We start from the raw sequence: 12,344 nt of genomic DNA, 5'->3' as shown, positions 1-12,344 counted from the left end.
TATAATTACCCACGCATAAAATTACGCGCAATAAGGTAATGCCAATATTCTATATATCAAAAATGAAGCTTGGTAAAAAGGCGGTCAAGTTTAAAAATGGCCGCCAAACTTAATTACCAATCTTTTCTATAAGTCGCCAAAATACTCTTCGTATTCAGCAAATGCCAATTTTACTTCTTTAGAATTACTCAATTCATTTAAAAATGCAGGAATAGTATCTGCTAAAAACTGTACTTCAGAGGGTTTTGTTTCTCTTTTGTTGTATGCTTGAGTCCACATATTTCCAACATCAGTTGAGTCCATAGAGTATTCAAAGTGTGCAATTGACTTACCTTGAACAAAGATATCATAACGAACTTTGAACTCTGTATTTGATACAATTGGAATAATTCCAAGAGTAGATGCAGAGAGCATTAGAGATGAAAACTGAGTGGCGTCTTGCTTTGTTCTGTGAAGTTTTAATACTCTAAGGCCAATTGGCAAACCTACCGCTTCTTTGTCAAGCTTAGAAAAAGCTTCGTATCCATCTAAACTGTCAGTAAAATTGCTATCTTCAATATTCGTCACAAATAACACCGGCGGGTAAGTTACGCCTTGATGCTTATATTCGGTTAGGACGGGCTCAGTAACTGCTTGTGTATTACTGTTTTCTCCACCTGAATTAGCAAGTAGGTTTGCACTGAAAGACAGAATTATTAAACTTAAAAGGACATATGCATAATTAAAAGTTTTCATTTTACTACCTACTTATAGCATAACAATTGAATAGTCGATTCAACGGCATTAGCCGAAGATTGCTCAAAAGCTGTTTCGCTTTGACCTTGATTGTATGTAACACCCTGCTTTGTCAAGAATTTCTTAAGTAATTCGACATCAACACCAAAGTTAACGTTTTGCGCAACAGTACCGCTTTTTTTCAGCATAATACTTTGATTAAGACTACTTGATACAACACCGACCAAATTTCCTTTATAGTCTAAGATTGCACCGCCACTATTACCGGGCTGTATAGGTGCTGAGAATTGAAAGAAGCCCTTAGCGCCCTTCAATCCACCTAAGGAACTAATATTACCCATCGTCATCGATGGATATTCAGACAAAATTCCTGACAGTGGAAAGCCTGTTGTGAACACTTGCTTGCCCAATGTCACGTTCGGCTCTTCTAAAATTGTTACTGACGCAGAATCAATGCCTTTAACTTTCAAAACAGCAAGATCTAACAAATTACTTTGTGCAATCAGTTCAACTTCTCGCTTTACTCCCTTTTCTTGTGTTTCATAAAAGATACATTCATCAATAACATGTGCTGCGGTAACGGCGACACCTTTATTATTAATGAAAAAACCAGTACCTGACATAGCAGGCTCTGCATCTTTGAAAAAATACTTTACAGGCTTGCTCTGCGCACTAACCATTGTAGGATTAAGCAAAAGAGTTTCGTTTGCATTAACGAAATCAATCAAAGCTGTTTTTGTTTCTTTAGCAAATGAGTTGAACACAGCGTTAAAATCATAAACCCCCCCGCTTCCACTTGCTTTCGCAATGGATGCTTTATCGAAGATTAACTCACCATCTGCACTGAAAATTTGTATTGTAAAATCTGAGTCCCAACCACCCCACACGATATCCCAATCACTGGTTGCTTTTAATTTAATTAAATAGTCAAACTTTACATCGCTATCTAGCTTTTTTGATGAACTGAACATTTCTTGTGTCACTAGTTCAGCGGCACTCTCTAACTGACCAATAAAATTGACCTTATCTTCTGGTACAGAACGATCTACATGAAAAGCAACATCTGCATTGATAGGTAATGATAGTGTATTGTTAAGCTTAGCTTTTGTTTTTATTGAATTTACGTTGTTTACACGCGTAGCCTCACAGCCACTAAGTGCAACAAATACTATCAATAATGCCAATATTCTCATTTATGGTGCTTCTCCATTAGTTAAGAGCTAGATAGCCAGTGCTCGAACTGATTAGTGCGTTATAGAACACTGCAAAAAGTAAACTACCAATTAGCCTTATACTTTAGATAGTTAGATATGGTGTGAATGGTTTCTATGAACTTATTCTCTACAAGTGACAATAAAGCCCCACTCAACAGGCGCGAAATTATACAGGAAAATTTGAAAATTAAAAACGTCCATACAGTGAGGCTAGAGTTCTAAAATTACTGCCCAGTTTAAAACTAACTTAACAAAAACCATATTTAAAGTTATATAACAAAGATTTAAATACAAGTTAAAGTATATTGTATTTCATCTCATACTAACTCCACTTCCAAACAATTCAGTAGTCTCGTCGCTTCAAAGCGATCAAACTTCGCTTTATTTATCGTGTTACTAAAGATATCAATATCAAATCCCGTCGCATTTGAAAAATCAACAGCCGACAGGTTAGTGCTCGAAAACATAGACCCAGATAGCTCACTATCTCTAAAGCTAGCTCTGGCAAAGTCACCATCTCTAAAATCGACACCACGCACGATACATCGCTCTAGTGCAAAACCTTGTAACTGTAAGCCATAAAAAGAGCTGTCGTTTAACATGCAATCGTAAAACTTAATAGGCGCACTAAGCATTAACCTTGGCCAAGCGGCTTTGGTCCAATCAATGCCAATAACTTTAGAATCGCGAAAGATGACGTCCGAAAATTCGCTGTAGTGAATTTTAGTCAAGCTTAAATTGCACTTTATAAACTCGCAATCTACAAATTTACAGCTGCGAAAGCTGGCTTCTGAAAAGTTACAGCCGATAAAAGTACAGCTTTCAAAACTTTTGGATATGAACTCATCTGAAGAGTGATCTTCACCTTCAAACGTCATTGACCACCATTCACTTTGCTCATGAATACTCAATTTACTTCCTTATTAATTTATAAGTGTTTAAACTTTTCCACTTTATAACACAATAGTGTTTACGTTTTATATGTTTATTACATTGCAGAAAGCCCCAAAAAGGGGCTTTTAATTAGAAATAAGCCTTGCTAATTAGTATAAATTTTTTGGATCCTAAAATCCCCACCTTGCGAGGTGCAACGCTGGATTATACTTCTGATCTGTGAACTAGACTCCGCGATTTCGTACCACAACATTGTGTTTGTTCCAGATCCATAACAACCAATATGGTAATACGCAAAATCTCCAACTGATTTCGCTGAAACAGTCATTGAGGTGGCAGTACTAAGCGCAATTATTACGCTAGCGAACATAGATGCTAACTTCATTAATTATTCTCCTTTTTTTGAATAGCCAGTATTTTTTATACTTAACACATCCAAATGTAAAGTTAAATGTTGCAAAATAGTAAACTTAACTATTTCTTATTCTGATTTTATTTAATTCGCATCTACCTTATCTATTAATATATGCTGCATTTTCTTGCCAAGCTCTACATGAGTATAAAATCCACTGAACTGTTTAATCGCATGTTGTGGACCTAAAGCAAAAACTCCTACGGGGGTATGTGTATGCGTACCTGTTGACCAAACAATATTTTGTTTTGTTGATAGTGCCCTACCAATTAGATTGAGCGGTCGTTCATTTAGATAAACATAAAAAGGAGAAAAATCATTGATCTTACTGCTAGTCTTGAGACTTAAACTTTTGTGCCCACGTTGAAAAAAGGCATTTTTCTGCTCTGCCAAAATGGCATTAGCATCTGTACCATTTATTTTAAATTCACTGTTTAAATTGACTGTTTGAACTAATTTCGCGGCACTGGGGTTATTATGATCTTGCTTAGCAGCTTTCCACATCGCACTATAACTTCGTTTTTGCAAAAAAAGTTTGTCTAAAATCTCAAGCTCACCAAAATTATAATTAGGCTTATATGTATCATTATTAAAATTGTTGAGCTGCTCTGCTTGAGGCAAATCCGCACCGCTATAGCTAAAACCAAAGCCGCCTGTTTCATGATCGGCTGTCACAACAACTAAAGTGTCATCTCTGTCCTTAGCCCATTGTAAAACAGCATCTACTGCACTATCGAATTTGATCATTTCATGCAATAAAGTGCCAGCATCATTATTGTGACCAGCCCAATCGATTTGCCCACCTTCGACCATCAAAAAGAAGCCTTCTGGATTTTGTGATAATTTACTGATAGCGACTTGCGTCATGTCCCGTAAACTTGGTTGACCCAGATAACGCAGATTTGAAGCTTCAATGCCATCTACCATAGCGCTGTTTGCAAACAAGCCTAAAATACGCGCTTTTTGTGTATCTTGCAGTTGACTCTTATTAAATACCAACTCATAACCTTGATTTTCAGCTTGCCTCAATAGGTTTTTACTATCACGGCGTTTTGACTTAAATGATAAGCCACTATCAGCGAGATTTTTCTCAAATCCCGCTTGTTCGCCCAATAACAAATAGTCTTTAGGAATAAAGTGGCGTAATCCACCGGATAACATAACGTCAACAGCGTTACTTAACACCATTTGCTCCGCAATGGCGTTTTCCATCGAACGATGGATTTGATGCGTTGCAAAAGCAGCTGGTGTCGCATGCGTTAATCGAGTATCAGATACTAACCCCGTTGACTTACCCAACGCTTTGGCTTTTTGCAAAATGGTTGGGACTTTATGCCCAGCACGGTTTAACCCTATCATCTCATTGCCAGACGCTACTCCTGTCGCTAATTGCGTTGCTGAGCAAGCAGAGTCCACAACCAGCTTATCAGCTGGCCCATGTAAAGATAGCCCTGTCACACCTAAATTGGCCAGTTTAGATATCGCGCTATTGTCACCTCGATAAATTGATTGGGGGGCACGCGTCGCATACTCCTCCAATAAACCAACTTGCTGGGGACCCATGCCATCCCCAATCAACAAGATTATATTTTTAATCTGTGATGGTTTAGCCGTTTTATCATCAACATTGCTTTCAAGCATTTTGCATCCCGATAGGCTTAAAAGTAAAACAGCGAAAATTGACGAGTGTTTTTTAAAATTTGACAGCATGTTAATTGCCCTCCACAACTATTCAAATTGTAGTGAAGAAAGCGCCATGCTTTGCTGGTGCGTGATATCACCATGGATATCTTTAAGGCCAAATTGAATTTGTGGATCAGCTTGCTCCCAATCAATTTCAACAAAGCCATAATTCACTTGCGCAGTGTAATCTCCGATACGGTGGCGGTTTGGACTCACATCTTTCCACTTTTGCGTTAACCCTGAACTTGTGATCTCCCAAAGCGGATAACCATGTTGAGTATCATATCTAGATAATTCCCCCCAATGCGTGTCGCCACTGATCATTATCACACCGCCAATCTTGTGCTGTTCGATAAAATCCAATAGCCTTTGCCTATCAGCTGGAAAGTTAGCCCAACTTTCCCATCCAGTGAAATCTGGGATCAGTTGCAAGCTTGACGCAATTATTTTCACTTTTGCTGGTTTTAAAAGCTCTTTCTCAAGCCATTGCCACTGTGCTTCTCCCAGCATAGAGCTATTGTTATCAACTGGTCGATACGGGCCTTTATTATTGAAGAAGCTGCCAACCCAATAGCTCAAGGAGGCAATTGAGTTGAGTTCAGGGCGGTTCCAACGTAAGTCAGGCAAGATCACTTGCACATTTTGATGCTGCTCCCCATACATGTAAGAAGTATAAATACCCGACGAACGTGTTCGCCTCGGGCTATTTTTCGGCTCTTGCCAAAAATCAAGCATGATTTGTCGAGATTGCTCTTTGAATGGGTACTCTTTCCCCGCGTCATTTTCACCATAATCATGGTCATCCCAAATAGCTATGGTAGGTGTCGTTAAGCGCAGCGCTTTAAACCCTTCTTTGCTGCCTAATTTTTGATACTTAGCCGCTAGCTCCGTCATATTCTCAGTGTCGCCATAGACATTATCGCCAAGGAATATAAAAAGATCTGACTGCTCTTTGTTAATTGCATCAAAAATTGGAATATCCTTATCTTGGTGACTACATGAGCCAAATAGGATTTTATCTACAGAACCCGCCGCATGCCCATTGGCTGCTGCACAGCCTAGAACAAATAAAGTAGATAGTATGGGGCGTTTAACATTCATGATTTGATGTTCTCTTTTTAGACCACCTACCTGTAAAACAGACTTATATTGACTAAGCAAACGCTCATTAGAACCGAGTTTGTTTTTATTAAACACAGGTCGTACAAAAGGCAGATAGTAAATATTATTTAGTAGATTTCTTGCATTTACTTTTTGCCAGAAAAAAGAGCTAAGTGATCAGGGGAAAGGAATCTCTCAGCTCTTACGGCATAGTGCTTTAGAGTGTATTATGCTTACTGCTCCATGCTTGCGCGCTACGCATAATCAAACCCTCTATAAACCACTATCAATATCCTTTTTTACCGCAATACTTGGCAAAAGTTGATGGCGAACGCTGTTCATCGCTCGCCAACGATAAGATTAGAAACGTGTTTGGAAGTTGATTGCTGCAGTTCTCGGTGCGCCGATCCAGCCACCCCAACCACCTGCAACACTACCGATATAACTCTTATCAAATAGATTGTTTACTGTTAGGCGAATTGAGGCACCTTTTAGTGCACCAACTTCTTCTAAATCGACAGCAACATACAAATCGCTAACTGCATAAGCGTCAATACGCTGAGTATTGTCCGAGTCCATCCAACGCTCGCCAATCCACTTAGTCGAAAGACCCGCTGAGTAAATTTCTGATTGCCAATCAAGCGACAACACAGCCATGTCTTCAACTGAACCAAATACGGTATTGCCCGCTTTGATATCAACAGTACCATCTGTGTACTCAGAGTCATTGCTTGTATATGACATGTACACAGACAGTGATTGAGTTGGATAGTAAGTCAATGACGCTTCAACACCTGATGATTCAATACCACCCGTATTGATGTACTGCCCACTCGTACCAACCAAGTAATCATTACCAGACGCAGACTCAGGTGCAACAAACGTTAAGCGGTTTTGAAAGTCAATGCTATATAGAGTAACACTCGCATCAAAATCGTTGTTGTCATAACGAATACCAAAGTCCATGTTTTCCGCAGTTTCAGGCTCAATGTTACCCAGTGCCGACGCATCTGCTTCAAGTACTTGGTCTTTAATTGCCGCAAAGTTCTCTGCGTAACCTGCAAATACTTCTAAGCCTTCAACTGGCGTGTACCATACAGCACCCGCTGATAACAGCGTATCTGAATCTGAATTAACCGATTTATTCGTGCTTGTGAACTTGTCGTGGCTGTCTAAATCGACCAAGTACTTTTTCACACCTGCACGCAATGTCACCGTATCCATCTCAATTGAGTCTTCAAGGTATAACATGGTTGTTTCTACTGGATATGTGCGGTCGTACTGGATCCAATATGGGTTGTGATCAAAGTCAAAGCTGCTTTTCGAATCGATGATTTTGTGCCAATCACGGTACTCAGAACGCTCGTAATCTTCATACCAAATACCGCCACGTAAGATGTTGTTGTAATCGCCAATCTTGGTTTCCCATGTCAGGTCGGCATTGATGCCAAAGCGATCTTTTTCATAGTGGCTGTTACGGTAGGAACCAACAGGGCGTGCAGTTGACTCATAGCAATTTGGATCATACTCAGCATCTGCACCGCCGTATGGGAAAGTAATTGAGCTTTCACAGCCTTTCATTGGCTGAAGTGATTTACCATCTGCATCAACAAAATAAATCTTACCTAGAGAGCTACCACCTTGATAAGTCGTGCCAGACACAAGTTCAGAATGGCCTTTAGCGCCATCGTGATTCACATCAACAATATAAGGCGGTACCCAGTCACCACGGCCTTCGTTTTTATGGAAGTAGGCATTTGCAGTCACTTCCACTTCGCCAAGCATCGTATCCACTTCGATGTAACCAAATAAGTTTTCACGCAGTGTTGACCAACCGCGACGATAAACTTGGTCAATATAAGGAATACCTGTCCACTCACCGGTTAGGCCATCTGATTCAGGGTTTTGCTTAAAGCTTTCTAATGAAACACGCTGGTAGTTGTCTTCGTGTACATCATCATATGATAGGTACGCAGTGATCTCTAAATCACTATCCATACCTTTAACAAACTTAGCAGCGAAATGGTCACGGGTATTTTCTGCTGTACCGGTGATCCAATCGCTGTTACTTGAGTTTGAATAGCTCAACCAACCAAAGGTGTCATCCATCACTTCGCCAGTTTCAATACGCATATAGTATTTCTGCGCATCAAAATTCGCTAACGATAAACTTGCAACAATGCCTTGCTCAGTGCTTGGGTCAATAGTCGTAAAGTTTAACGTACCGCCAAGTGCTTCGTTAGAACGAGAGCCAATATCTGCTGTACCTTGAGATACCTCAACCGCCATTAGGTTTTCTGTATCTATATAACGATTAGCTTTAGCGCCACCACCGTAGTTTGAGTTACCGTTTGAGATGCCATCAATGGTAATACCAACTTGCTGCTCATCTAAGCTCAATTGAAAGCCGCGTATTGACACTGTTGTTGACCAATCGTCAGAGCCAAATGTATCACCCTCGTTGATAAGCACACCCGGTAAGTTGTCAATCATCGCCATCGCGCTGGTCATTGATGACTGTTGCTTAAACATTTCTTCAGATGTTGCATTATTTGCGTAAGAAACACTTTTACCAACAACCATGATCTCTTCGATTTGCTGGTCCGCTTTTGCTTGATCATCCTCTGCAAAAGCTGGTGCCGATAAAGCCGCAGCGATGGCCATTGCCAGCATAGATATTTTTGTAGAGCCTGTAGAGTATAAAGTTTTCATTATAATTCCCGAAAGTGATTGGTACATACCAAAATTACGAACGGGGCAAATCTTAGTTACGTATCATTACAGGGACTTTACAGAAATATTTAAGTTTTAATTTAATTGGTATGGACCAAAATTCATTAAGGTAAGTTTTCATTTTGTGAAGTTTGTTGTAATGTGATAACAATAAATAACATCAACACATTGCCAAGAATAAGTCACCTATGAGCGACACGAGTTATGCCTATGCCCAAGTTCGGGAAGCCATCAGCCAACAAATTGCTGAGCAAAAATTAACAGGCAACCTGCCTTCTGAACGCGAATTATGCGCCACATACGATGTCGCACGCTCCACTTTAAGACAAGCGCTGGGCCAGCTTGAGCATATGGGTCTGATCTACAGAAAAAACCGCAGTGGCTGGTATGTTTGCCCTCGCAAGCTCAAATATGACCCAATGCAACACACCTCTTTCTTGCAGTACACAACTGCTCAAGGCTTTCAACCAAGTACAAAGTTAGTTGAGCAAAAAAAGCAAAAGCCGTGCAAAGAAATAGCCAACGCACTTGAGTTAGATGGCAGAACTAGCCTAACAAGCATATTGCGCGTCCGTTCAGTTGACGGTCGAGCCGTTGTCGTCGAAGAGCTCAACTTTAGTAACAAACACCTGCCCAACATTGATAAACATGACCTGTCTTTATCTATAAGCGTATTACTTAAAAATACGTATCACCATCACAATGTTCTATATGATATTGCGGTTGAATCATGCTGCTTATTCAATCCTATTGCACAATATTTAAATACATATGATGGCGCTTTGGGGCTTAAAGTAACTCGTATAGTGAGAGATTTAGAGGGAACGGCCTTTGAGTTTGACCGCGAATATTGGCGCCATGATGCATTAATGATAGAAAACAAAGCTAAGCTCCATTTTTAAACTGAAACACATTGTAAAACAACTGCAATATAGCCCAATTAAACTGTAAAAAAATTCAAGACAGCCACCATTTGGTACATACCAAATATGCGCGTTCCACTATGAGTGTCAAATGTTTTACCGATTGGGCAAGCAAACCCAAAACCGACTTAGTACAAATACTTTTCTCTTTTGTTTATACGCCATTGTTGCCGCATGTAGTACCTATGCATTTATGTATGGCTTTAGAAAACCGGTTGCAGTTGGTCTTTACCAAGACATTACTTGGTTAGGCCTATCTTTAAAAACCGTGTATTTAACCGCACAAATTTTGGGTTATGCGCTGTCTAAATTTATCGGAATTAAAGTTATATCAGAACTACAAAGCCATGGCCGTGCCAAAGCAACCCTCGTTTTGGTATTGTTTGCATGGTTCGCTCTTTTAGGGTTTGCCGTTACCCCTTCTCCATGGAACGCCGTGTTTATGTTATTGAATGGACTGCCATTGGGTATGGTTTGGGGCATTGTGTTCAGCTATTTAGAAGGACGCCGAGTTACAGAAATACTCGCCGCAGGCCTTTGTACCAGCTTTATTCTCGCATCAGGCCTAGTTAAAACGGTGGCCAGCATCTTACTGCTAAACTTTAACGTGAGTGAAATATGGATGCCATTTGTTACTGCATCCATGTTCTTACCCTTTTTGTGTGTGTCAGTATGGATGCTGGACCAACTGCCGCCACCAAATCAAGACGATATTGAACGACGCTGTAAACGCGTGCCAATGAATAAAACTAGTCGTAAAGAGCTGCTAAAGTTACTCGGCTTTGGGATCACTATGCTCATTTTAGGCTATATCCTACTGACTATTTTGCGCGATTTACGCGACAGCTTTGCAGCCGATGTCTGGCAAGCGACAGGACTTAGCAGCGAACCTGCACTATTCACGCTAACTGAATTGCCAATCGCTGTGGTTGTATAAATTATAATAGCGCTACTAAAGCTTGTAAAAAATAACCATACAGCCATGATAATTAATCACATTTTGATATGCCTTGGTTTTGTTATCACTCTGCTAAGCTCAATTGCGTACGAACACCACCAAATCGGCCCTATCAGTTGGATGGTATGTAATGGCATTGGTCTGTATCTAGCTTATGTGCCATTCACAACGTCATTATTTGAACGACTGATAGCCACATTTAACCGCCCTGCTAATGTCGGGTTTTTAACCTATCTGGCTGATTCGTTTGGTTATTTAGGTACGGTTGGCGTCATGGTTTATCAAAGCACGCATAACCACACTATCGATTGGAATATTTTTTTGCGAGATTTAGGGTATTTTACTGGCATGGTAGGTACTGTTTTAACGCTCCTCTCGCTCTGCTTTTTTCTATATAAAGAGCGAAAAAACAATCAAAACCCAGTTACTATAATGGCTTAAACGTTTAGTAAAACTCGGAGTATTATAAATCACTATAATACTCCGAATTGATTATATGGGCTGTATTATCTAACCCATAAAAGACCCCACTTTGTTCCATCTCCTGCCACTGGAGACCCACAACCTGGGCTGCCCTTAGCTTGCGGAGTGTTATACAATGCATGCCCCAACCAGCAAGCATAGTGGCTAGGGTGAATGTCACGTTGCCATCCAATCACATTCATGTTGTTACGATCTTGATTTATCAGACACTTTGTGAAAGTTTTGCTATTGGCTTCGTATTGTGAACGGCAGTTTGGTAACGGTGTTTCTTCTGTCTGCATCTCTTGTTGATCCATATATCCCCATGTATAACGGATCATATCCAGCTCAGCCTCTTTTAATGAAGATTGATATGCAGTGCTTTTACAGCCTGTAGAGTTACAAGCGACTTGTTCTCTTACATCTCTAAATGTATTGAGAGACCCCTGATATAGGCCTGTTGACGGTTCCATTGCGGTTGAATCAGGGAACGGGTTATATTGATTAATCCGCTCTTTTCCACCTGGCTCAGTTTTTGCGTACGTACCAATTAAAGTCCAACCCCCTTCATCTGTGTCCATGTCACAATAGGCATCAAAACTCTCATACAAGCCCTCACCATCTGGATCTATTGTATAAATGCCTGACGTCGCTTCGGGATTCTCACTTAGAATTTGAGCACAGTTATATGGTAACGAGACAACCGGTGTTCTAGCTGCCAATGTGAAATCACCAGAATCATTATTAGGACCATACCAAGTTCCATGGTAACCCGCTTGAGCGTTACCTTGACCAAGATAATACAATCGATGACCGTCTTTTGAAATTGTAAATTGGACACGTTGAGTAGTACCAGAACCTATCTCAAACGTATTTGGATGCTCAAACTCACCTTGTATAAGTGATGGTTCTGTCTCTTGAACAGCAATTGCGCTAAATTTGTTCGCCAACACACGGATGTCTAGATACTGAACATGTGCAGAAGGTGATTCAAGTACACCGTTTAAATTTGAATCGGAAAGCAACTCCCAATACGTATTGGCTGAAACACCGCAAGACATACTTGCCAGTACAAGGACAGTTAATTTATTCATCATATTTTCTCCCTATATAAATCATTAATATCATGACACAAACTGCAAAAAAAATAAAAGCAAAATAAACTTAAATATCAAAGGCGTAAGTTAAAAAAACTTAAATCGTTACAATTTTTACAAACAAAAAAGCTT

Annotated in this window: 8 protein-coding genes and 1 pseudogene; 2 read left to right on the top strand and 7 right to left on the bottom strand. The window is 40.0% G+C overall.

What is annotated here, in order from left to right:
* Positions 1-126 precede the first annotated feature (126 nt).
* The 6 genes from N477_RS15855 to N477_RS15825 all read right to left on the bottom strand — a co-directional run bounded on the left by N477_RS15855 (position 127) and on the right by N477_RS15825 (position 8,751).
* A complete protein-coding gene (locus N477_RS15855; RefSeq protein ID WP_063361672.1) occupies positions 127-735 on the bottom strand; it encodes a hypothetical protein in 609 nt (202 codons plus the stop codon).
* Positions 736-743: 8 nt separating this feature from the next.
* Positions 744-1,928 (bottom strand): S1 family peptidase, encoded by a 1,185-nt coding sequence (locus N477_RS15850; protein WP_063361671.1) that lies wholly within the window; start codon positions 1,926-1,928, stop codon positions 744-746.
* A gap of 338 nt (positions 1,929-2,266) precedes the next feature.
* A complete protein-coding gene (locus N477_RS15845; protein WP_063361670.1) occupies positions 2,267-2,860 on the bottom strand; it encodes a pentapeptide repeat-containing protein in 594 nt (197 codons plus the stop codon).
* 479 nt (positions 2,861-3,339) lie between these two features.
* On the bottom strand, positions 3,340-4,896 hold the full coding sequence (locus N477_RS15835) for an alkaline phosphatase (RefSeq protein WP_231098091.1): 1,557 nt from the start codon (positions 4,894-4,896) through the stop codon (positions 3,340-3,342).
* An 87-nt stretch (positions 4,897-4,983) separates the two neighbouring features.
* Entirely contained in the window at positions 4,984-6,039 is a 1,056-nt protein-coding gene (locus N477_RS15830) for an alkaline phosphatase D family protein (protein WP_063361729.1), read from the bottom strand.
* Between the two features lie 360 nt (positions 6,040-6,399).
* Positions 6,400-8,751 (bottom strand): TonB-dependent receptor domain-containing protein, encoded by a 2,352-nt coding sequence (locus N477_RS15825; RefSeq protein ID WP_063361667.1) that lies wholly within the window; start codon positions 8,749-8,751, stop codon positions 6,400-6,402.
* Between the two features lie 209 nt (positions 8,752-8,960).
* On the opposite strand from N477_RS15825, the gene N477_RS15820 reads away from it, so the two are divergent.
* Both N477_RS15820 and N477_RS26480 read left to right on the top strand, forming a co-directional pair.
* A complete protein-coding gene (locus tag N477_RS15820; RefSeq protein ID WP_063361666.1) occupies positions 8,961-9,674 on the top strand; it encodes a UTRA domain-containing protein in 714 nt (237 codons plus the stop codon).
* Positions 9,675-9,786: 112 nt separating this feature from the next.
* Positions 9,787-11,094 (top strand): annotated as a pseudogene (locus N477_RS26480) (DUF5690 family protein).
* A gap of 65 nt (positions 11,095-11,159) precedes the next feature.
* On the opposite strand, the gene N477_RS15810 reads toward N477_RS26480, so the two are convergent.
* A complete protein-coding gene (locus N477_RS15810; protein ID WP_063361665.1) occupies positions 11,160-12,212 on the bottom strand; it encodes a fibrinogen-like YCDxxxxGGGW domain-containing protein in 1,053 nt (350 codons plus the stop codon).
* Between the last annotated feature and the right edge of the window lie 132 nt (positions 12,213-12,344).

It is taken from the genome of Pseudoalteromonas luteoviolacea H33-S (assembly GCF_001625695.1).
Classification (GTDB): Bacteria; Pseudomonadota; Gammaproteobacteria; order Enterobacterales; family Alteromonadaceae; genus Pseudoalteromonas; species Pseudoalteromonas luteoviolacea_B.
This window is presented reverse-complemented; position numbering and strand designations above follow the sequence as displayed.